Raw genomic sequence first — 22,890 nt, 5'->3', positions numbered from 1 at the left:
CCTATCACCTCCTCATGATAGAGGGACACCACTGCTAGTGTCCCTCTATCTCTGATGCGAGGTTATGTGCTATGCATTATGTTTTCGCCTTTAGCCTCTTATTTCATCTCTCTAATCTGCTCAATTATTTCTTCAACGCCCATTTCAACAGCTGCTGCATCTTGAATAGGAATAGCCACTTCGATGAACGGCGTTCGATCAATTTCATTTACCTCGCCACCTTCATCAATCAGTTTCTCTTTGTATTCATCTTCTTGTGCGTAAAGTGCAGATCGCTCCGCCTCCACAGAGGCTTCAGCTGCTTCTAGAATAATTTCCTGTTGAGCAGGAGACATGGTATCAAAGCGATTTCCGTTGATCAGCATGAATCTTGTGGTATAATCATGAGCTGTCTCGGTTGTGTACTTACCATTATCCGTTCTGTGGTGATTTTGTTGTACGTAGTAAGGGTACGCATTTTCAGCAGAATCAACCGCTCGTTGTTGCAGTGCTTGGTATAATTCGCCCCATGCAACAGAAGTTGGTATAGCACCTACCTGTGTCCAGAAGTCAGCAACCACTCCAGAGGTTTGAGTTCGAATGGTCATACCTTCTATATCTTCAATACTATTCAGCGGCTGACGCCCATAATAATGACGAACACCGGCAGTCCAGTAACCTAAAATCTTAAATTGATTATTGGAGCGTTCCAAAATCATTTCTGCCATTTGTTGCCCTATATCCCCATCTACCACAGCTTCCCAGTGCTCGTAATTGTCAAAAAGGTAGGGTAGTGCAAAAATATCTACTTCAGGAATACCTGTTTGTGTCATAAATCCCGGAGACACAATCACCACATCGGCAGCTCCAAGAGTTAATTTTTCGACCAACTCATTTTCATTAGTGCCCAGCGTACCTGCATGAACTTCTACTTCAATAGCACCGTCGGACAATTTTTCTGCTACTTCCTTAAATTCAAGCAAACCAATTTGGTACGGATTTGTAGGATCTGTCTGATTATGCGCTGCAATAATCTTCATTGGTTCAACAGCTGTTTCTGCTGATAATACATCCCCGTTGGCAGCTGATTCTTCAGTTGTATCCGGCGATCCACAACCTGCCAAGGTAAGGGTCATGACTAACACCATTATTAACAATGCCATCCTCGATTTTTTCATTTTTTCTCCTCTTTTCTTCTTGTAATTTATGTTTGAAATCCTGCCGTAAACTCTCTACAGCAAGGCTAAACACCAATTTATATAGCACTTATCCTTACTACAAATTCGTCTCTGGATCCATGTAAGCCCCTTTCATCGGCGAAGTTGCCATGCGGGTATATACAGCAAGAACGCCGTTACGCTTTATATCTGGTACTTTCCAGTGAATACGTCTTTCGGCTAATATGGTCGCAATCTCTTCTTCCTTTTTCTCTTCTTCCTCTATACCTACCAATTTAAGAGAACGCTCCGGAATATCGATCTGTATTAAGTCGTTTTCCTGTATCAATGCAATAGGTCCTCCGGAAACCGCTTCTGGTGACACATGGCCCACTGCAGGACCTCTGGTTGCTCCAGAGAAGCGACCATCTGTAATAAGTGCCACCGATTCAGCAAGCTCAGGATCCGACGCAATGGCTTCTGTCGTATAGAACATTTCCGGCATTCCTGAACCCTTTGGCCCTTCATAACGGATAATCACCGCATCTCCTGGTTGGATTTGTCTTTGAATCACGGCTTCCAATGCTTCTTCTTCTGAATCAAAAGGCTTTGCTCTCAAAACAACTTGCTGCATCCTCTCTGCAATAGCAGAATGTTTTACAACCGCTCCTTCAGGTGCCAGATTTCCTGTCAAGACAGCAACGGCGCCTTGGGGGTTTATGGGACGGTCTATTGGTTTGATAATTGTTTCTCTATAAAGCCCAAGTCGCTCTAAGGCTGGTTCGCTCCGTTGAAAGTAACCTTCAGCTTCAAGTGTTTCTAGATTTTCACCAACTGTTTTACCTGTAACAGTGATTGCATCCAAGTGGAGAAAATGCCGTATTTCCATCATCACAGCTGGCACACCACCTGCATACCAAAAATATTCGGCTGGATAGGTTCCACTTGGTCGTATGTTGACAAGATAGGGTACTTTGCGATGAATTTCATCAAATAGCTGAGCTGGAAGTTCTACTCCTGCTTCATAAGCAATCGCTGGTAGATGGAGCATAGCATTGGTGGAACCAGCTATAGCTGCATGGATCATAATTGCATTTTCAAATGCTTTCCTTGTCAAAATATCGGAAGGTTTCAGGTTCATGTTCACTACTTCAATCAACTGACGAGACGCTTTCGCTGTCATTGTTTCCATTTCTTTAAGGCTTGCAGGCATAAGTGCCGAACCTGGTATTGCCAGGCCCAGGGCTTCACACATAATCTGCATCGTCGCTGCCGTCCCCATAAAAGCACAAGCACCACAGGTTGGACATGCTGTATGTTGTTTTTCTCGGAATTCTTTTTCTGTCATTTCTTTTCTTTTCAACATTGCACTATAGGTTCCTATTTGTTCCAAGGTCAACATTTGTGGACCTGCTTTCATTACTCCGCCTGTCATTATTATAGAGGGCATATTAATACGAGCAATCGCTTTCAAGTGAGCCGGCACTCCTTTGTCGCAGCTGCAGATAAACATGCCTCCATCAAAGGGAGTGGCTTTGCCTTGAATTTCAATCATGTTTGCAATCATTTCTCTTGATACAAGAGAGTAATTCATCCCATCATGCCCTTGTGCAATTCCATCACAGATATCGGTAGTCGTGTACTTTGCTGCTTTCGCACCAAGATTATTGATAACTGCTTCGGCCACTTCCACAAGTTTATTGAGATGAACGCTTCCTGGATGACTATCTCCCCAAGTGCTTTGCAGGAATATCTGGGTTTTACTTAAATCATCACTTGACCATCCCATCCCCATTTTCAATGCATCCATTTCGACGGCTACTTCTCTCATTTTCTGACTATAACGCATTTTGTTACCTCCGTCTTTTACCTGACATATTCAAAGCTTTTAACGTTGTACTCTTCCTGAACCGTCACCTTTTACTAGTGTTTCCACTTCGTCAGGATTCACCAGATTAAAATCTCCAGGCACTGTATGCTTCATTGCGGAAGCGGCCACGGCAAACTCTAACGCCTCTTGTAATGGTTTCTCCGTCAGCAATCCGTAGATCAATCCGCCAGCAAAAGAGTCTCCTCCGCCGACCCGGTCTACAATCCGTACATCATATTTGCGTGACAGGTATGATTTGTTTCCATCACATAGCATTGCAGACCAGCCGTTATCTGATGCGGAGTAGCTTTCTCTCAATGTAGAAGCCACATATTTGAAACCAAATCTTTCGATCAACTGGTTGGCAACTTTTTCATATGCTGCGTGATCAATCTGACCCGACTCCACATCTGTTCCGCCGGCTTTGATACCAAAAACCTTCTCGGCATCCTCTTCATTGCCAATGCATACATCCACATATTTCATTAACTGGGACATCACATTCTCCGCTTCTTCAGGTGTCCAGAGTTTTTTACGATAGTTCAAGTCCACAGACACTGTCACGCCCATTTCCTTGGCTTTTTGACAAGCTTCCATGGTAATATCCGTAGCTTTGCTTCCAAGAGCTGGCGTAATGCCAGTAAAGTGAAACCAGTCTACTCCTTTAAAAATCTGTTGCCAATCAAAATCGGATGGATCGGCTTCTGCAATAGCCGAGTGAGCACGGTCATAGATTACTTTGGAAGCACGCTGAGAAGCGCCACTCTCTAGAAAATAGATGCCTAGTCGATCACCACCACGGGCTATAAAATTAGTATCGACACCAAAACGACGTAATGCATTAACAGCACTTTGCCCAATTTCATGTTTAGGTACCTTTGTTACGAAACGAGCTTCTAATCCGTAATTAGCTAAGGATACGCAAACGTTTGCCTCTCCGCCGCCATAACAAACATCAACGTTTTCAGACTGAATAAATCTCTGAAATCCATGTGTTGAAAGACGAAGCATGATTTCACCTAATGTCACCACTTTTTTCATCCTTACTCTCCTCCATCCACTTTTAAATTTCTTGCTTCTTTAATTTTTTCTGTAAACCGAAGGGCTGTCTGAGTTATTTTTTCATAGTCACCTGATTTGGCACCACCTGTTAACTCACTGCCAACACCCACAGCTACGCATCCATTATGAATCCATTCACCCACATTTTCCAGACTAACACCACCAGTTGGCATCAGTGGTACTTGAGGCAAAGGTCCTTTAATTGCCTTAATATAGTCTGGGCCAAAAGCACTTCCCGGAAAAACTTTTATGACATCTGCACCAGCCTCCACCGCTTGGATTACCTCTGTCAATGTCATGCAACCGGGCATATAAGGAATTTGATAACGATTGCATAGTTTTGCTGTTGCCAGATCAAAACCAGGACTTACCACATACTCAGCTCCGGCAAGAATGGCAATCCGTGCTGTTTCACTGTCAAGGACCGTTCCTGCACCAATGATTAACTCTTTGGGGCTGAATTTCTGCTTCAACTCATTGATAACTTTCTCGGCTCCTGGTACTGTAAAAGTAATTTCAATAGCTGGAATGCCACCATCAATACATGCACGGGCAATTTTTTCCGCTGATTGGCTATTTTTTGCTCGTACCACTGCCACTATTCCTATTTCACAGATTCGGGATAAGGTATGTACTTTAGGAATCACACCTATCACCTCCTTTCTTTAGTTCCACATCGTGAACCTGCGTTCCATTTTCTTTATTATATATGATATTATCTGTTAATTCAATACTTTTTCTTGTATTTTGTGATGATTCTGTGATCATTCTAGAGTATATCCATCTCTATATAAGTATTTAGAAAGTTTTCAATCAGATTCTATTGTAAATTTCCAACTGAATCTTTAGCTTTTAGTAACATTTCAACTCCATCATAAACTAATCATATATTATCCAGTTAGACTAAAATATTTGGCGCCTACTGTCATTGAGAATTGAGACTGAAGAATTAAGTTCAAATACCCTAAAGGGCACTCATGCTATTTCCTATACCATAAGAAATGCTGGTTTCCAATCAAGGAAACCAGCATTTCTTATGGTATAGCTAAAGTAAATTCACTTCCGACCTACCTACCCAAAAGAGGTAGTCTAGTAAACGGCCACTGGACCACATGGTCCCTTCATAATATCGATTTTTGTTTCAAAAATATCGGTCAGCAGGGTTGGCTTCATTACCTCTTCCACGGTTCCAAAGGTAGCGATTTCTCCGTTTTTCATGGCACAAATTCGATCCGAATATTTTGCGGCAAAATTGATATCATGCATCACCATGAGGATGGTTCTTCCAAATTGGTCGGCTGCATGCCTCAGGTGTTCCATCATCTGAACAGACCGGGCAACATCAAGGTTATTCAGTGGTTCGTCCAAAAGAACATATTCTGTCTCCTGACACAAAACCATCGCCACATAAGCTCTTTGCCTCTGACCTCCGGACAGTTCTTCTAAATATCTATTTTCCAAACAGGTCAAACCAAAAAAATCAATATATTGGGAGATAATCACTTCGTCATCTTTTGTTAATCGTCCCTGGGAGTAGGGAAACCGACCAAATCCAACTAATTGTCTTACGGTTAGTCTGGTTACAAAGTGGTTTTCTTGTCGTAAGATGGTCATAATTTTGGCCAGGTCTTTTGATTTTGAATGCGAAACGTCCATATTAGCTACTTTGATGTGGCCATGGTCCATATCCAGTAACCTTCCTATCATCAACAGTGCGGTTGATTTTCCGGCACCATTTGGTCCAATAAGAGAAGTTAAGCCTGCCTTTGGAATATCAATCTTTAAGGGACCTATCTTCACTTCATCGCTATATATTTTTCTTGCATGATCAATGTTTATCATAATGTTCCCTTCCTTAAAATCACCGTTAGAAATGTTACTCCACCAAATAACTCGATAATAATAGACACCACTCCTTGGGCTGCAAAGACGTGGTACATCACAAAGTAAGCACCTGTGATGATTAAAAATCCTATGGCCAAAGCCATGGGAAAAAGATACCGATGATCGTAGGTTTGTGTTGCCTGATAACTTAAGGTTGCTACCAGAAATCCGTAAAAGGTCATGGGCCCCACCAGGGCGGTGGAGATGGCCATTAAGATGGAAATTAACACCAGAATAAAAATAACGTTGCTACGATGCCTGACTCCCAGAGAAATGGCGGCATTCTTACCAAGAGCCAGCACGTTTAATGGCTTTGAAGCAGCGAAAATAAGGAAAGCTGCCACTAGTACCAAAGGGATTGCCAGCGGAAAGTAGGCCGCATCTGCATGATTGACGGAAGCAAACAGTCTTGCCTGCAAAATGTCAAATTCAGATGGTGCGAGAAGCCTTCTCATAAAAGAAGAAACGGATCTCAGCCCAGTTCCAATAATAATGCCAACCAGAAGCATCAGCTGTAAATTGCCATATTTTCCGGAAAGCAACCATCCGTAAAGTGCCAAGGATAAGAGTACCATCAGCACTACCTGAAAGAGAAAGGATTCAATCCCCTGAAAACTGATAAAGGCTCCTGCACCAAAGAAAAACATGGTGCTTGTGTGAATGGTGGTGTAAAGCGACTCAAAGCCTAAAAGGGAGGGAGTGATAATCCTGTTGTTGGTAATCGATTGAAAGGCGACGGTGGATAAACTTTGGCAGATGGCGGCAATAATCATGGCTGTCAATGCGGTCATTCTTCTTCTGACTACTGGTATAAAAGAGGGGGAGGTAACTGGAACAGGATTGTTATAGACTAAAAGCCCATAGGAAGCTAAAAGGCCAAGGCTGATGAGCACCACCAGTAATATCCAGTATTGTTTTTCTTCTTTTTTAGAGCGAAAAGCACTCGCCCTTCGATAGATGTATGAATCGGATGCTATCTCCCTCATTGCAGCCTCCTTTGTCTCAGTAATATGACAATAAAGACAACAGATCCAGCCATTCCTAGGATCAAGGAGACAGGTACTTCAAAGGGCATAATAATGGTGCGGGAAATAATATCGCAAAGCGTTAAGGTGCCCATGCCCAATACACATACCCAGGGCAGATTACTTCTGAGATCATCTCCCCTGTACATCGACACAAGATTTGGAACAATCAACCCTAAAAAAGGCAAGTTACCAATGACCGCCGCCACAATCCCTACAGCCAATGAAATAAGGCCGGTGCCCATCAGCACTATCCGGTTATAGTTAACACCAAGATTGGTGGCAATATCTTCTCCTAAACCGGCCAGGGTCAGTCTGTCTGCATAAAGAAAAATCAGCAGCACCACGCCAACAATCAGCCATAAATACTCATACCTGCCTATTTGAACCGGTGCAAAAGAACCGACAAACCAGGTTTCAATATTTTGTGTCCTATCAAAAACCAGGCCGATAAAGGTGGAAATGGCGGAAATAACAGCACCAAGCATCATCCCGATAATGGGAACGATTAAAGAGGAACGAAGCTTTACGCTTCTCAAAAACAGGAAAAAGATCATTGTTCCTACAAAAGAAAAGATGATGGCCCCTGTCATTCTAAGTAGCAAACTGGGGGCAGGAAAGAAAAGGTAGACAAACATAAGTCCTAAGCCTGACCATTCGATGGTTCCTGTTGTGGTAGGTTCTACCAAGCGGTTCTGTGTGATCAGTTGCATTACCAACCCTGCCATTGACATAGCTGCTCCTGTAAGCATAAGAGCTGCGGTTCGCGGCACACGGGTTATCAATAGCATTTTCATACCATCTTCTTGTCCCCGGATATCATAATACCCGGTGAACAAGGAGATGACGGCTAGAGCAAGTACAGCCATAACGGCTGCTATGAAGGGTTTTGTCCATTGTTTATGATTTTGATTATGCGTTGTGTTTGCTGACACTTCATCATGCTCCTTTAAACTAATTGGATAAGGCCTTGGCAAGATCTTCAAACAAAGCCTTATAGGTCTGAATGGATTCGTTGATATACGTATCCTTTGGTGCGTAAACAATCTGACCTTCGGAAACAGCCGTAACATTTTGAAGAGCAGGGGAGTTATCGATAACATCCTGAGCGGGAACAGCATCGCTCTCTGTAGCTGTTGCTGCATCCCGATCCAAGACAAAAATCCAGTCCGGATTACTTTGGGCAATTGCCTCTACAGAAATGTCATCCCCTTTATGATCCGACGTTGCTCCTTCAACTTCCAGCACTGATTTCCAGCCAAAGATTTCGTACATTGGTCCCCATACACGTCCGGAACCAGGTGCAGAAAAGCCAATATTTCCACCTGAAACCACAACGCTCAGTATGGAATCTTCTCCATTATAAGCATCTTTCACATCAGCAATAGCTTGATCTAGTTCGGCGATCAAGACTTCGGCTTCTTCGGTTTTATCAAAAATATGCCCTAAGGCAATGGTGGAGTTCTTTAATCCATTGACTAAGTTTTCTCCAGGTGCCATCGCGTCCTCCGAAACATCAAAGTTCAGATCTATCACAGCTGCCTGTGGTACTAAGGCCTTAATATCTTCATAATAACTAGCAAACCGTTGTCCAATAATAACAAGTTCTGGATCTACGGCTGCCAGTAGTTCAAGGTTTGGTTCACGATGATTCCCAATATCCTGAACGGAATCATCTGTCAGATAGGGTGAGGTTGGAGGCAGTAAAGGCTTAGGTGCCGCTGCCAATTCAATACCCCAATCTGATAGGGTTTCAAAGGTTCGATTATCCAACGCCACCACATTTTGTGGATTTACCGGAACGGTAACAGTTCCATGCATGTCCGTAATTTCTACCGTCGGTATTTCTATAGATTCGGCAACTTCCGCCACCTCATCCGCCGATGAACTGGCGCAAGCTGACAGCATCAGTGTGCTCACGACAAGAAAAGCCGCTATTTTAACTATATAATAGTTTCTCATTAATTTTTCTCTCCTTTTTTTCGTATGATGAACGAGAAATGTCTGAGTTGATAGGATGAATCTCTTTGCTCCACCTCGATTCCGATATCGATTATCATTATCATCTTCAGATCCGAGGTATACTATATCAAATAAAAAAAAGACCGTCAACTCACGGTCTTCCTGCTATGAATCAAATACTATGAACAAAGATACTTCCCATCTATTGTAAATGGCTGGAGAGCCAAAAACAAGAAAAGACCTCAGCTTCTGGTCTGCTTTTATTCCGTGAATTCCTAGCTTCTCTGCCCACCATCTACCAGACACTGGATTAATTTGCCCAAGAAGACGACAAACTGCTTAACGCTATGCTGAAAGTTCTGTCTCTATTTACCCATCCCTCGAAAAAAAGCAACAACTCTTTTGGGATCTTGAATCAAATAAGTATAACCTATCTAAGAAGCTATCCTCTCTTCAACAGGACAAGAATCGTGCCTAGTATAAAGGCTACATGATAGGAAACAGGCTGTTCTTTGTACCACTTATCATACAGGGTAATCAATTTCCCTAAAATAAAGCAACCACTGGACAAATTGATGACTATATTTCCCACTAAAGGACTAAACTTTATTCCTTCATCGATTAAAACAATCGATATAGGAATAGCGATGATCGTTACAGCTATAAAATAAAGCAGCCTTCGAATCACTTTGTACTGAGCATGAAACCAGATAAATAGTTTCAAGCCATCTAAAGTCGTTTTTTCCATGATTTTAGCACCTCTTCCTCTTCTCGGACTGGAGTAATTTCAGCATTAAAGGATTTCGCATCCTAATAAAAGGATGCACCTATTGATCTTTATGAAAGCTTTACTCCACAAGCATAGCAATACATTGCTTCTTTCATATGTTTTCCTTGACCGCACTGAGGACATCTGGCCAGCGGAAGATTCTCTTGTTTTTCTGCTTCTCGGGAAACTCGACTCATTTCGCTGGTAATAATGCCAGTAGGAACGGCAATGATGCCATAGCCTGTAATCATCAAAACGCTTGCAAGCAATTTCCCCAACTCTGTCTGAGGAGATATATCTCCGTATCCCACTGTCGAAACGGTAACAACCGCCCAATACATTGATTCAGGAATATCTACAAAACCATTTTCCGGTCCTTCAATGGTATACATTAACGCTCCCATGATCACTAAGATCAGTAAGATCGTAGACAGGAAAATGATAATTTTCGGCCGACTAGCCCTCAAGGCCTTTAACAACACACCTGCTTCGTCGACATAACGAACCATTTTGAACACACTAAACAGCCTTAACAACCGTAGAGTTCTCAGCACAGGAAACAATCGAGCTACAGGCATCACAAAGGCAAGATAAAAGGGAAGAATTGCCAAAAAATCGATGATACCAAAAAAGCTCATGACATAAGCAAGTCGGTTTTCTACCACATACACACGCAAACCATACTCTATCGTAAAAATGACAACAAAAATATACTGTAGGTTTACCATCATTTGACCATGGACCATGCGAATCCCCTCAACACTTTCCAGGATAATTAACAAACTGTTAATTAGAATCGATAAGATCAGCAATACATCAAAGAGATATCCTGCTGCTGTATCGGTTTGATAGATGATTTGGCTAATCTTATTCTTCCATGGATGTTCTTTAGTAGTCATCTGGCATCTATCCTTTCTGTTTTTCTAGTTTTTCTATTGGTTCTGCAATATTTTTCCTCTATGTGATGTTTTTCAAGATTTGTCGACTTATCTTTCTGCCTATCTATTATACCGCTAATATGCACTCAATCAAATCTTTGCATCGGATTTTCACATCACCAATCTCGCTTCAGTTAGCAATGCCGTAACAAGGGACCTCAAGAACCTTGGACCGATACCTTTGGTTCATCAATACCACCTTTTTAAAGTTCTAGAATCAAATTATGACCATGCCGGGTACACCACAATAAAAAAACCCTTATCCGTTAGGGTAAGGGGGTTTTTATGTTACTTTCTGGTTTGACCATCGCCATAAATCACGTGCTTTATGCTTGTTAATTCTTTGAGACCCATTGGGCCTCTTGCATGAAGCTTTTGAGTGCTGATGCCTATCTCTGCTCCATATCCAAACTGTTCTCCATCCGTAAACCGTGTGGATGCATTAACATATACAGCCGCCGCATCAATACTTCTTAAAAATTTTCTTGCGTTTCCGTAGTGCTCTGTTATAATTGCTTCCGAATGACCTGTTCCATATTGACGAATATGATTCAGTGCTTCATCTAAGCTTTCAACTACTTTAACCGCTAAAATCAAGTCCAAATACTCTGTTTTGAAATCTTCTTCTGTTGCATCCACTATATCAGGAAAAACTTTCTTTATCTTTTCATCTCCACGTATTTCCACGCCTTTTTCCATCAATTCAGAAAGTAAGGCTGGCAAACATTGATCCACTTTCGATTGATGTACTAAAAGAGTTTCAAGGGCATTGCAGACTCCTGGTCGTTGGGTTTTTGCATTCAAAACAATCTTATGCGCTTTATGGTTTTCCGCCATTTCATCAATATAAATATGGCAATTCCCTACACCAGTTTCTATAACTGGAACCGTAGCATTATTCACTACTGTTTGTATTAATCCTGCTCCACCTCTTGGAATAACAACACTTAGATACTCCTTCATCTGAATAAATTCCGTTATTATTTCCCGCCCTGGCTGATCTATGCTTTGTATGCTTCCTTTAGGACATCCTGCTCGTTCAGCGGCAGTTGCAATGAGTTCTGTTAAAATTCTATTGGAATGTAATGCATCGGATCCGCCTCGTAAAATAACGGCATTTCCTGTTTTTAAACACAAACCCGCTGCATCTACTGTCACGTTAGGTCGAGCTTCATAAATCATGCCCACTACACCCATAGGGACTCTCATCTTCCCAATTTCAATTCCTTGAGCACCAATCCACATTTCTTCCACTTTTCCAATAGGATCTTCTAAATCTATGAGCTTTTTTAATCCCTCTGCCATGGAAAAAATACGTTCTTCTGTCAACATTAACCGATCCATTAGTGCATCGGTCAACCCATTCTCGCGACCATTTCTCATGTCTTCACGATTAGCTTCCATTATTCGATGCACGCCTTGCTCCAATGCATCGGCCATTTGAAGCAGCGCTTGGTTTTTTTCTTCTCCGGATAGCATAGAAAGGGCCGTAGCAGCCTCTTGAGCAATTTTCCCTTTGATGGTCAACTCATCCTTCATTTTTCTCGTCTCCTTTATAGTAAGGTTAAGTGATCTCTGTGGATTATTTCCATATAAATACAATACCCTAATATGCCCTCTATATCTCTGCTTTGACACCCTTTTATTTGATCAATTTCTTCCGAATCATAATTGCTTATCCCCCTTGCAAACTCACCATTCCTACCAATAATACTGATGACACTCCCTTTTTCGAAAGATCCTTCTACAGAAACAATCCCGCTGGGAAGCAGACTTTTCCCTCTGTTCTTTAAAGCATTTTCTGCCCCTTCATCCAACACCACTGTACCCTCTGTTTTAGAAGCAAACCCTATCCATCCTTTTCTAGCTTGCATACGATGTTCCTTAGGCAAAAACAATGTACCTATGTTCTTTCCAGAAACAATATCCACCAACACTTCTTTTCTTGATCCATTGGCTAGAATCATTGGAATTCCATTATTTGTAGCAATTTTTGCAGCTTCAATCTTAGTTACCATCCCACCACTTCCAAGGCTCGATCCTGGTTTTCCAGCCATTTTTTCCGTCTCTCCGGTTACACTAGAAACAGTTTTAATAAACTCTGCATCTGGATTTTCCTGCGGATTTTCTCGATATAACCCATCTATATCCGATAAGAGTATTAATAAATCTGCATCCACCAAAACAGCTGTAAGGGCTGCTAAATTATCGTTATCTCCAAATCGTATTTCATCAAAAGCGGTTGTATCATTTTCATTTATAATCGGTACCACCCCGTAACGATGCAAGGCCGTCAATGTATGTCGCGCATTTAAATAACGTTCTCGGTTGTTGATATCATCACGAGTTAATAATACTTGGGCTACCACTTGGCTGTATTCACCAAAAAACTTCTCATACATATGCATCATAACACCTTGTCCCACAGCGGCTAAGGCCTGACGTTGCGGAATACCTGCTGGTTTCTTTTTCAATCCCATTTTTCCCATCCCGCTACCAATAGCACCTGAAGAAACCAGCGTTACTTCATAGCCTTGGTTTTTTATGTCAGCAATCTGTCTGGCAATGTGGTCCATTTGATAAAAATTAATTCGCCCATTGGCATGAGTGAGTGTGCTGGTACCAACTTTTATCACAATTTTTTTTAATGTAAGCTCTCTCTTTTCTTCTTCTCTATACCCTTCTAGCATTTCTTTCATTCCTTTCCGGCTACTTCAGCAAGCTTCGGAATTCTCCGAAGCACTTTTCTATATGCTTCCGGAAACGCCAAGTTCGAGAAATCCGATAATGATACCCATTGATATTCTTTATGTGGGCTTGCTTTTACCTGAGCTTCAAATATGGTTATATGCCACTCTTGATGGGAAAATAGATGCTTTGTAACACCGATTTTTTCAATATTATATCCTATTTCCTTTTCCTGCACCAGTTCACTTTTTCGATCTCCGGATATTTCCATAGTTTCTGTAGGAAAAACCCAAAGTCCTCCTAAAAGTCCCTTTGATGGATTTTTTCCTAATAACAATGCGTCTCCTTGCTCATTCCACAACACATACACATGTTGTTCCAATATTGTTCTTTTCTGTTTTTTAATTCTGATGGGTATTTCCCGCTCCCTGCCTTTGCTTCTGGCTTGACAATACTCTTCCACTGGACAAGACTGACAATCTGGAGTCCCTGGAAGACATACAACCGCACCAAGCTCCATCATGCTTTCATTAAAATCACCTGGTCTATCTTGCGGAATCAGCGTCCCTAGCTGCTTTCTTGCTTTTTTCATAACCGATGGATCCAATATATTTTCTTCTCGTTCATAAATTCGACTATATACACGCATCACATTTCCGTCTACAGATGGAAGCGGCACATCATAGGCCATACTTAACACCGCTGCAGCAGTATACGCTCCTACCCCTGGTAGCTTCATGGCTTCGCTTTCTGTTTCTGGAAATTTTCCACCATACTGCTCTTCAATCACCAACGCTGCTTTCAGTAAATTCCTTGCTCTAGAATAATATCCAAGACCTTCCCATAATTTCAATACCTCATCTTCTTCAGCCATAGCTAAAGAAGTGATACTCGGAAATCGATCTATAAAACGATTAAAATAAGGAATCACTGTATCCACTTTTGTTTGTTGGAGCATAATTTCAGAAACCCATCTTTTATAAGGTTCTTTCGTGTTCCTCCAGGGCATTTTTCGATTTCCTTTATCAAACCATTCCAAGAGAAGCGGAATCCATTGTTGATGCTTCCATAGTTTTGTCAATCTTCCACCTCGCTATCTTCCGATTTATTTGAAAAACCATGATCTCCCAGAAGCTGTATCGTTTCTTCTCTTGGCAATTCTTCGACTTCTCTAAGCCTTCTTTCAATAGCTCTGGATCGTACGCCTGCACTATCAATAACATTGCTGGCTTCCTGTAGTTTTTTTCTGGTTTTATCTAATATGCCACCAAATTTCCCAAACTCTGATTTGACTGCTCCAAGAAGATCCCATACTTCACTGGTTCTTTTTTGAATAGCCAAGGTTCGAAAACCCATCTGTAAACTATTTAACAATGCAGATAATGTAGTAGGACCAGCGATAATTACTTTAAATTCCCGTTGTACAACCTCAAACATGCCAAGACGTAATACCTCTGCATATAGACCTTCAAAAGGTAAGAACAAAATGGCAAAATCTGTAGTAGCAGGCGGCTCTAAATACTTTTCTTTAATCATTTTTGCATCTAATTTAATACGATTGACCAGATTTTTTCTTCCAATGCTAATAGCCTCTGAATCACCGGTTTCATAAGCGTCCAGTAATTGTTGATATGTTTCCGTTGGAAATTTAGCATCTAATGGCATCCACACTACTTGATCTTTGCTGCTTCCTGGTAACTTAACTGCAAATTCCACACGATCGTTGCTATCGGATTTGGTCGCGACATTTTTTTCATACTGGTCCGTCGTTAAGAGTTGTTCTAACAGACTTTCTAATTGATACTCACCCAATACTCCTCTGGTTTTTACGTTGCTTAATACTTTTTTCAAGTCCCCTACACCAGTAGCTAAATTTTGCATTTCTCCCAAACCCTGATGTACTTGTTCCAATCGTTCACTTACTTGTTTGAAGGACTCTCCTAACCGAGTTTCTAGGGTTTTATGCAGTTTTTCATCTACGGTCTCACGCATTTTTTCTAGCTTTTCATTGTTATCTTTCTGTAATTCAGTAATTTTATTCTCTACGGTGTTTCTCATATTATCCAGCTTGTTTTCGGTTAAACCTATCATATGATCATGTCGCTTCGTCATTATTTCTGTCATTTTTCCTAGTTGTTCACTTGTAGATCTTTCAAATTGATGCAGTGACTCTTTTAATTCCATCCGAGCCTCTTTTTCGTTTTGTGAATACATTTGTCTATTTCGGTCTGATTCTTCACGAAAGAGGGTTTGGAAACTTTCTAACTTTGATTCAATATCCATTTTTTTCAATTGATTCATTTTGTTTACTAGAAGGATCAGAAAAAACATCTGTATCATTACAATCCCTATCAGCAGCAAAGCTGTTGTTTGCACATGAGCACCACCTTAAAATAATATCGCTCTTTATTGTATCATGAAATAACAGGTGTATCTACATCTACAGTTTTAAAACAGTTCAACCCATGTGACCAGTTAGCTACAGTATATCTTTGAAGCCTCATCTTTCCAACATAAGATTTTGGATCTCATAAGACACTCATTTTATTTCTTACATCATAAAAAAACGCCGATGTCCACGGGACACCGGCAAATTCAGAAAGGGAGTGACTGAAATAATCAATCTATAACGTATCTTCTCCTGGACTCCAATCAATAGGGCATAAACCGCCACTTTTTAGAGCATGGAGAACTCTTAGAGTTTCATCAACGCTGCGTCCTACATTCAAGTCATGGACAACAGCATACCTAACAATACCTTCAGGATCAATAATAAAAAGGCCTCTAAGCGCAATTCCATCTTCTTCTACTAAGACACCGTAGTTCTTTGCTACTTGCTGTGTCATGTCAGAAGCAAGTGGAAATTCAAGTTTCCCCAGGCCACCTTTTTCATGAGCCTGATGAATCCATGCTTTATGGGAATGCTCACTATCTGTACTAACTCCCAAGACTTCAGCATTGGATTCTTTGAAGTCTTTGATTCGCTTATTAATACCAGTGATTTCTGTTGGGCACACAAAGGTGAAATCTAGGGGATAAAAAAACATTACTAACCATTTTCCTTTGTAATCCTCTAGAGATATCTCACCAAATTTTTCGCCTTCTCCGTCAACAAACTTCATCTGGAAGTTCGGGGCTGGTTTGCCTACAAGTCTTTCTGTCATGTTAAAACCTCCTGTTTAATATTTTGTTCTCATTATATAGTTATCCACTCAGAAGGTTTTTAAACAGTAAATGATAATAATTTTCATTATTGTTTTTTCTTTTTTCGTGAGGGAGCCATATGAATGGCTTCATCTGTTGCTGCCAAGGCCGCTTCCATCACCGTTTCTGCTAAAGTAGGATGTGCGTGTATTGTTTGTGTAATATCTTGCAGTGTCATATTGTGGCTCAATGCCAAAGCACCTTCATGAATCAAGTCCGAGGCATGAGCCCCCATGACATGCATACCCAGTAATTGATGATTGTCTTTTCGAGCTAAGATTTTTACAAATCCTTCCGCTTCTCCCATTCCAAGTGCTTTCCCATTTGCACCAAACATAAATTTTCCAGTAATATACTCAATCTCTTTTTCTTTGATTTCTTCTTCCGTCATACCAACCCCGGCCAATTGAGGATCTATAAAAACACAATCTGGCACTATATCCAATCGAATAGATGAATCATGGCCTTGCATATACTCCACAGCGGCTATTCCTTGATGAGATGCCACATGTGCTAGCATCATTCCGCCTAGTACGTCACCAATAGCATAAATGTTCTCATTACTCGTCTGAAGCTTTTCATTTACTTTAATACCTGTTGGGTCATATTCTACACTGGCTTTTTCCAGATTTAACCCACTCAGCATTGGCTCTCTTCCTGGTGCCATCAACAGAGTATCTGCTTCCACCACATCTTCTTTCCCAGTTTTTTTATTTCGCATCTCAACTTGAAGGCCTGTTTCAGTTTGGCGAATCCCTTCCACTCGGAAATCCTGCTTTAAATCAAGGCCTTGTTTCTTCAGATAAGGTTGTACTCTTTTAATCATTTCGCCATCCATTCGCTTCAGAAGCGTTGATGAAACCACTGTTACTTCTGAACCAAAAGCATTAAAAATTGCCGCCAACTCGATACCTATGACTCCACTCCCTGCCACTGCTAATCTTTTAGGAATATGGTCAATATCTAAAAGTTCGTCGCTGGTAATAACCCCAGGCAAATCAACCCCCTCTACAGGTAGGATCGTTGGTTTGGATCCGCTGGCGATTAAGATCTTTTCCCCTTCTAAATCAAGGGTTTCACCTTCTTTTGTTTTTACCTCTATGTTCTTTTTCCCAGTAAAGGATGCCCATCCCTGAATCACTTGAACTCCATAGGCTTTTAGCAGCTTTTCAATCCCACCTACCAATTGATTGACAACGGATTGTTTTCTACTTTGAATTTTGTCGTAATCCAGGCTATAGCCTTCCAACTTAATACCAAACTCATCCATTTTCTTGAGATCATTTATTTTTTTAGCATTTGTATACATCGCTTTTGTAGAAATGCATCCTCTGTTTAAGCAGGTACCACCAATATCACGACCTTCTATTAGGGTCACCTGTACACCTAGCTGGGCTGCCCGAATGGCTGCCACATATCCTCCTGGACCTGCTCCGATAATAATGAGCTCTTTTTTCATCCGAAAATCCCTCCACTCCTAAGATATATAAGTGCTAGCCATTTTGTTGAACGTTCATATGATCCTATCTTTAACTCTAGACTTTTCTTTAGGATTGCTGACCTTCCGTCTCCTGTACAATTCAAGTCTATTCTACCCTAAATCTTAAAAAACCGAGGGCCAGGCATATCCGGCACTCGGCTTTATCAAGCTAAAGGTTTATACAGGTATTTCACATTTTAGAACTGGTTCACGAGCTGCTTTTACTTCATCTAATCTTTTTACTGGCATATCCAAGGGTGCTGATTTAAGAAGTTCGATGTTTTCATCTGCTTCTTTGGAAATCGCTGCCATGGCCTCTATAAATGCATCCAAGGTTTCTTTACATTCTGTTTCTGTTGGTTCAATCATTAATGCTTCTGGCACAATCAGCGGGAAATAAACTGTTGGTGGATGGAATCCATAATCTAGCAATCGCTTAGCCACATCCGTCGTATTGACTTCCAACTCTTTTTTTCCTAGGCCAGCCAAAACAAATTCATGCATGCACACTCGATCATAAGGCAGTTTATAGTGATCTTTTAGATGGTGCATCAAGTAATTAGCATTTAAAACCGCCATTTGGCTTACTTTTTTTAATCCTTCAGCTCCCATGGTTTTAATGTAGGTATAGGCTTTCACATTAACGCCAAAGTTACCATAAAAAGAATGGATTTTGCCTATGCTATCAGGCCGATCATAGTCTAATTTAAAGGAGTTACCTTCTTTGGCTATCACAGGCATAGGAAGAAATTGCAGCAAATCTTCACGAACCCCAATCGGCCCGCTACCGGGTCCTCCTCCTCCATGTGGTGTTGTAAAGGTTTTATGAAGATTCAAGTGCACTACATCAAAACCCATATCACCAGGTCGAGATATGCCTAAGATTGCGTTTGCATTAGCGCCATCGTAATAAAGGAGTCCTCCTGCTTCATGCACTAATTTAGCTATCTCCACGATGTTTCTTTCATATAACCCTAAGGTGCTAGGATTAGTAAGCATCAATCCAGCGATGTCGTCCCCAAGAACAGACTTGAGACTTTCCAGGTCAACATCCCCTTCTTTATTGGACTTCACTTCCACCACATCGTATCCAACAACATGGGCGCTGGATGGATTTGTTCCATGTGCCGAGTCTGGTACAATTATTTTTGTTCTTTTGGTATCTCCTCGTTTATCGTGATATGCTTTAATCACCATCAATCCAGTCATTTCACCATGGGCTCCAGCAGCTGGCTGTAGCGTCATTCCTGCCATACCAGTAATTTCTGCCAGCATTTTTTCCAACTCATACATCATTTCCAAAGCACCTTGAGCCGTTTCTTCAGGTTGGTAAGGGTGCATCATACTAAATCCAGGCAATGAAGCGATATCTTCATTTATTTTGGGGTTGTATTTCATAGTGCATGAACCCAATGGATAAAACCCTTTATCAATAGCAAAGTTTTTCTGCGATATATTCACAAAATGACGAACTACATCTAATTCACTGACTTCAGGTAAAGACAAGTCTTTTGTTGCTCTCATGCTTTCTGGTATACCTTCTTCAATATTCATATCCTTAAGTTCATCGGGAGGCAGACGATAGCCAGTTCTGCCAGGTTTCGAAATGTCGCACAGTAATTTCGTATACTCCATCATTTTATCCCCTCCAAACCTTTTACTAATTGATGAATTTCGTCTAGGCTTCGCTTTTCTGTAACGCAAAGAAGCATTCCTTTTTTAATATCTGAATAATGTTTTTCAACAGAGAAACCTCCCAGTATACCCTGTTTCATCAGTTCTTCATTTACTTCTTTGACCTCTTTGGGAGCCGTTACCATAAATTCTTTGAAGAAAGGTTTGTCAAAGGTTCTTTTAAATCCGGTTTCTTTCTCAATTTTCTCTAAGGCATAATGGGCTTGCTTAAAGGATTGCTCTGCTACTTGACGCAGTCCTTTCTTTCCCATTAAAGACATATACGTAAGTGCTGCCAATGCATTCAATGCTTGATTTGAGCATATATTTGAGGTTGCCTTTTCGCGACGAATGTGTTGCTCTCTTGTTTGCAGTGTAAGGACATATCCAGTATGGCCATCTGCATCCGTTGTTTGTCCCACTATTCTTCCAGGCATTTTCCTCATAAGTTTAGTAGTTGCCGCCATAAATCCAAGATGTGGCCCACCGTAATTCATGGGGTTCCCTAAGGATTGTCCTTCTCCTATTACAATATCTGCTCCTATTTCTCCTGGTGACTTTAATAATCCAAGGGAAATCGGATCCACATTCATGATCAGTAAACCTTTATCCCGATGAGCAATTTTTTCTGCCTCTTCTACCTCTTCTATGATCCCAAAGAAGTTTGGATTTTGGATGATCACTCCTGCTGTTTGCTTTGTAACAAGTTCGCTCATTTTTTCTAAATCTGTTACTCCTTCTTTCGAAGGAACTGTTATAACTTGAATACCGTTAAATCGACCATAAGTTTCCAGTACTTTTCTTGTTGCAGGGTGAACGGTTTCAGAAACAACCACCTGCTTACGTCTCGTTTGTGCCGCTGCCATATACGCAGCCTCTGCCGTAGCTGTAGCCCCATCATACATAGATGCATTGGCTATATCCATGCCTGTAAGATTTGCAATCATTGTCTGGAATTCAAAAATAGCCTGAAGGGTTCCTTGACTGGCTTCTGCCTGATAAGGGGTGTATGCCGTATAAAACTCTGACCGTGAGGTAATATGCTTGATCACAGATGGAATATAATGATCATACGCACCAGCCCCTAAAAAGCATACCAATTCTTCTGCACTTTTATTTTGCTTCACCAGCTCTTGCATATGCTTTCTAATCTCAATTTCTGATTTAGGCTCTTCCAAGTCCAACTCTCGTTGAAGACGAACGTCTTTTGGAACATCTGTAAAAAGATCTTCAAGATCTTTCATTCCCAAAGTATTTAACATATTTTGAATATCTTCTTCCGTATGCGGGATATATGGAAACATATTAAGCCTCCTCTTCACAAAATCTTCGATAGTCCTCCGGTTTCATTAACTCTTCCAACTGTGATTGATCTTTAATTTTAATTTTCACGAACCAGTTTTCTAGTGGTGCCTGATTCAAAAGTGAAGGATCATCTTCTAAGGCTGGATTGATTTCCAGCACCGTTCCATCAACAGGAATATACATATCTGCTGCCGCCTTCACAGATTCAATAACACCGAAGGAATCTCCTTTTTCATAAGATTCATCCACTTCTGGTAATTCAATAAAAACAATGTCCCCCAAGGCCTTAGAGGCAAAATCAGTAATACCCATATACATTTCATCGCCCTGAACATCCACCCATTCGTGCTCAGCAGTAAATAATAGTTTTTCCATTTCTCTCATTTTAATTCCTCCTCGTCTTTTTTATATTAATTTTATTGTATCCGTATACCTACTCTCTAGATTTGGTGTTCTTTCTATAAAAAGGCTTGGGAATCAATTTAGCATCTACTCGTTTTTTCCGAATCTGAACTTGAATTTCCTTTGCATCTCCTATGGCTTTTCGATGGACTAAGGCTAAACCAACATTTTTATTCAAAGTAGGAGACAAATATCCCGTGGTAACAACACCTATCTTCTCATCCTTCAGCATCACATCATATCCGCTTCTAGGTATACCTCTTCCAATTAGTTCAAACCCTACTAACTTACGGGGGGTTCCCTCTTGTTTTTGTTGCATCAAAACTTCTTTTCCTATAAAGTTTTCTTTTTTCAAGTTTACAAAAAATCCAAATCCTGCCTCTAGAGGAGAAATATCTTGATCTATTTCATGTCCATACAACGGTAAACCCGCCTCAAAACGCAATGTATCTCTGCAGCCAAGTCCTGCAGCTTGAATGCCTTCTCCTTGTCCTGCTTCCATAAGCGCCTTCCAGATCTGTTCTAAGTCATCCCAGCGAGTATAAATCTCAAATCCATCTTCACCTGTGTAACCCGTTCTGGAAATAAGACAATTCACTCCAGCGATGGTAACGTTGTCTTTAAAATGAAAGAACTTGATGTCCGATAAATCTATTGTTGTTAACTTTTGGGTAATTACTTCTGCCAAGGGTCCTTGGATCGCTAATTCCCCTGTATCATCAGACTCATCTTTGATGGTCACATCAAAGCTTTCTGCCTGTTTTTGAATCCAATCTAAATCTTTTGAAACGTTTCCAGCATTAATCACCAAAAGATATTCATCTTCCTTGAATCGGTAAACCAATAGGTCGTCTACTACACCGCCTTCAGGATAACACATGAAGGTGTATAGGATCTCTCCATCTTTCATGGAAGAAAAGTCATTGGTCAGTAAGTGTTGGATAAAGTTCAGTGCTTGTTTTCCATGCACCCTCACTTCTCCCATATGGGAAACATCAAACATGCCTGCTTTTCCCCTCACCGCCTGATGCTCTTCCATAAGACCCTCATACAATACCGGCATACTCCACCCGGCATACTCCACCATTTTCCCTCCATGGGCTTTATGCCATTCAAATAATGGTGTGTGTTTTTCTTCAACCATATTGCGCCTCCTTTCTTCTAGCAACCGCCTTCACCTGAGTTCCCGACATATTCCTTATTCTTACATAAAAAAGAACACACTAACTATCTTTTGGGAAATGATAGTTGCATGCCCTCTGTAGTAAGCCTGAGAGTTTTTACAGTCACACCAGAATACATTGCGACTGCACTGCACCTTCGGCGTCCATACTGGATCTTTCCAGAGTTTTGTCCCATGGCGATCCTTTTTCCTGAAAGATTCTATGCAAAGTTCCCAACTCTACATATTGCTTCTTCGGCACCGTATCGGACTCTCTCGCCATGTTCCTCCTAGCATATTAAGTTAATTCTATTGTATCCTTTCTTTCA

General features: G+C 41.0%; 20 protein-coding genes and 2 riboswitches. All 20 genes read right to left on the bottom strand.

The genetic code is table 11. The annotated features are described in order from the left end of the window. Positions 1 to 98: 98 nt before the first annotated feature. The 20 genes from ACZ47N_RS10710 to gcvT all read right to left on the bottom strand — a co-directional run bounded on the left by ACZ47N_RS10710 (position 99) and on the right by gcvT (position 22,543). A complete protein-coding gene (locus tag ACZ47N_RS10710) occupies positions 99 to 1,157 on the bottom strand; it encodes a TRAP transporter substrate-binding protein (protein WP_464886551.1) in 1,059 nt (352 codons plus the stop codon). 97 nt (positions 1,158 to 1,254) lie between these two features. Next, complete coding sequence (gene ilvD / locus ACZ47N_RS10705; protein ID WP_464886550.1) at positions 1,255 to 2,985, bottom strand: dihydroxy-acid dehydratase; 1,731 nt, start codon at positions 2,983 to 2,985, stop codon at positions 1,255 to 1,257. A 39-nt stretch (positions 2,986 to 3,024) separates the two neighbouring features. Next, the gene (locus tag ACZ47N_RS10700) at positions 3,025 to 4,047 is read right to left on the bottom strand and encodes a PfkB family carbohydrate kinase (protein WP_464886549.1); all 1,023 of its coding nucleotides are present in this window, start codon (positions 4,045 to 4,047) and stop codon (positions 3,025 to 3,027) included. A 2-nt stretch (positions 4,048 to 4,049) separates the two neighbouring features. Continuing rightward, the gene (locus ACZ47N_RS10695) at positions 4,050 to 4,715 is read right to left on the bottom strand and encodes a bifunctional 2-keto-4-hydroxyglutarate aldolase/2-keto-3-deoxy-6-phosphogluconate aldolase (RefSeq protein ID WP_464886548.1); all 666 of its coding nucleotides are present in this window, start codon (positions 4,713 to 4,715) and stop codon (positions 4,050 to 4,052) included. Positions 4,716 to 5,157: 442 nt separating this feature from the next. Further along, a complete protein-coding gene (locus ACZ47N_RS10690; RefSeq protein WP_464886547.1) occupies positions 5,158 to 5,910 on the bottom strand; it encodes an iron ABC transporter ATP-binding protein in 753 nt (250 codons plus the stop codon). Next, positions 5,907 to 6,938 carry an iron chelate uptake ABC transporter family permease subunit gene (locus ACZ47N_RS10685; RefSeq protein WP_464886546.1) on the bottom strand — a complete coding sequence of 344 codons (1,032 nt, stop codon included), beginning with the start codon at positions 6,936 to 6,938 and terminating at the stop codon, positions 5,907 to 5,909. Before ACZ47N_RS10685 ends, ACZ47N_RS10690 begins: the two co-directional genes overlap by 4 nt. Further along, positions 6,935 to 7,912, bottom strand: a complete 978-nt coding sequence (locus ACZ47N_RS10680) for an ABC transporter permease (protein WP_464886545.1) — start codon at positions 7,910 to 7,912, stop codon at positions 6,935 to 6,937. Before ACZ47N_RS10680 ends, ACZ47N_RS10685 begins: the two co-directional genes overlap by 4 nt. A gap of 19 nt (positions 7,913 to 7,931) precedes the next feature. Beyond that, positions 7,932 to 8,939: a siderophore ABC transporter substrate-binding protein gene (locus ACZ47N_RS10675; protein WP_464886544.1), complete on the bottom strand. Its 1,008-nt coding sequence runs from the start codon at positions 8,937 to 8,939 to the stop codon at positions 7,932 to 7,934. A gap of 442 nt (positions 8,940 to 9,381) precedes the next feature. Beyond that, on the bottom strand, positions 9,382 to 9,687 hold the full coding sequence (locus ACZ47N_RS10670) for a hypothetical protein (RefSeq protein WP_464886543.1): 306 nt from the start codon (positions 9,685 to 9,687) through the stop codon (positions 9,382 to 9,384). A gap of 89 nt (positions 9,688 to 9,776) precedes the next feature. Further along, complete coding sequence (locus tag ACZ47N_RS10665; RefSeq protein ID WP_464886542.1) at positions 9,777 to 10,607, bottom strand: ion transporter; 831 nt, start codon at positions 10,605 to 10,607, stop codon at positions 9,777 to 9,779. Positions 10,608 to 10,934: 327 nt separating this feature from the next. After that, positions 10,935 to 12,185: a glutamate-5-semialdehyde dehydrogenase gene (locus tag ACZ47N_RS10660; RefSeq protein WP_464886541.1), complete on the bottom strand. Its 1,251-nt coding sequence runs from the start codon at positions 12,183 to 12,185 to the stop codon at positions 10,935 to 10,937. Between the two features lie 14 nt (positions 12,186 to 12,199). Next, positions 12,200 to 13,336 carry a glutamate 5-kinase gene (gene proB, locus ACZ47N_RS10655; RefSeq protein WP_464886540.1) on the bottom strand — a complete coding sequence of 379 codons (1,137 nt, stop codon included), beginning with the start codon at positions 13,334 to 13,336 and terminating at the stop codon, positions 12,200 to 12,202. 5 nt (positions 13,337 to 13,341) lie between these two features. Next, positions 13,342 to 14,415 carry an A/G-specific adenine glycosylase gene (gene mutY / locus ACZ47N_RS10650; RefSeq protein ID WP_464886539.1) on the bottom strand — a complete coding sequence of 358 codons (1,074 nt, stop codon included), beginning with the start codon at positions 14,413 to 14,415 and terminating at the stop codon, positions 13,342 to 13,344. After that, positions 14,412 to 15,710: a DNA recombination protein RmuC gene (locus ACZ47N_RS10645; protein WP_464886538.1), complete on the bottom strand. Its 1,299-nt coding sequence runs from the start codon at positions 15,708 to 15,710 to the stop codon at positions 14,412 to 14,414. The genes mutY and ACZ47N_RS10645 overlap by 4 nt, the downstream gene beginning before the upstream one ends. A gap of 248 nt (positions 15,711 to 15,958) precedes the next feature. Continuing rightward, a complete protein-coding gene (locus ACZ47N_RS10640) occupies positions 15,959 to 16,498 on the bottom strand; it encodes a peroxiredoxin (protein ID WP_464886537.1) in 540 nt (179 codons plus the stop codon). An 86-nt stretch (positions 16,499 to 16,584) separates the two neighbouring features. After that, on the bottom strand, positions 16,585 to 17,997 hold the full coding sequence (gene lpdA / locus ACZ47N_RS10635; protein ID WP_464886536.1) for a dihydrolipoyl dehydrogenase: 1,413 nt from the start codon (positions 17,995 to 17,997) through the stop codon (positions 16,585 to 16,587). Positions 17,998 to 18,195: 198 nt separating this feature from the next. Further along, positions 18,196 to 19,656 carry an aminomethyl-transferring glycine dehydrogenase subunit GcvPB gene (gcvPB, locus tag ACZ47N_RS10630; RefSeq protein ID WP_464886535.1) on the bottom strand — a complete coding sequence of 487 codons (1,461 nt, stop codon included), beginning with the start codon at positions 19,654 to 19,656 and terminating at the stop codon, positions 18,196 to 18,198. Further along, positions 19,653 to 20,996 carry an aminomethyl-transferring glycine dehydrogenase subunit GcvPA gene (gcvPA, locus tag ACZ47N_RS10625; RefSeq protein ID WP_464886534.1) on the bottom strand — a complete coding sequence of 448 codons (1,344 nt, stop codon included), beginning with the start codon at positions 20,994 to 20,996 and terminating at the stop codon, positions 19,653 to 19,655. Before gcvPA ends, gcvPB begins: the two co-directional genes overlap by 4 nt. A gap of 1 nt (position 20,997) precedes the next feature. Further along, positions 20,998 to 21,381, bottom strand: coding sequence for a glycine cleavage system protein GcvH (gene gcvH / locus ACZ47N_RS10620; RefSeq protein WP_464886533.1), 384 nt, complete (start codon positions 21,379 to 21,381; stop codon positions 20,998 to 21,000). A 49-nt stretch (positions 21,382 to 21,430) separates the two neighbouring features. After that, positions 21,431 to 22,543 (bottom strand): glycine cleavage system aminomethyltransferase GcvT, encoded by a 1,113-nt coding sequence (gene gcvT, locus ACZ47N_RS10615; protein WP_464886532.1) that lies wholly within the window; start codon positions 22,541 to 22,543, stop codon positions 21,431 to 21,433. A 113-nt stretch (positions 22,544 to 22,656) separates the two neighbouring features. Beyond that, a riboswitch (glycine riboswitch) is annotated at positions 22,657 to 22,747 on the bottom strand. A 3-nt stretch (positions 22,748 to 22,750) separates the two neighbouring features. Then, a riboswitch (glycine riboswitch) is annotated at positions 22,751 to 22,850 on the bottom strand. Positions 22,851 to 22,890 lie beyond the last annotated feature (40 nt).

The sequence above is a fragment of the Tindallia texcoconensis genome (genome assembly GCF_055383815.1).
This window is presented reverse-complemented; position numbering and strand designations above follow the sequence as displayed.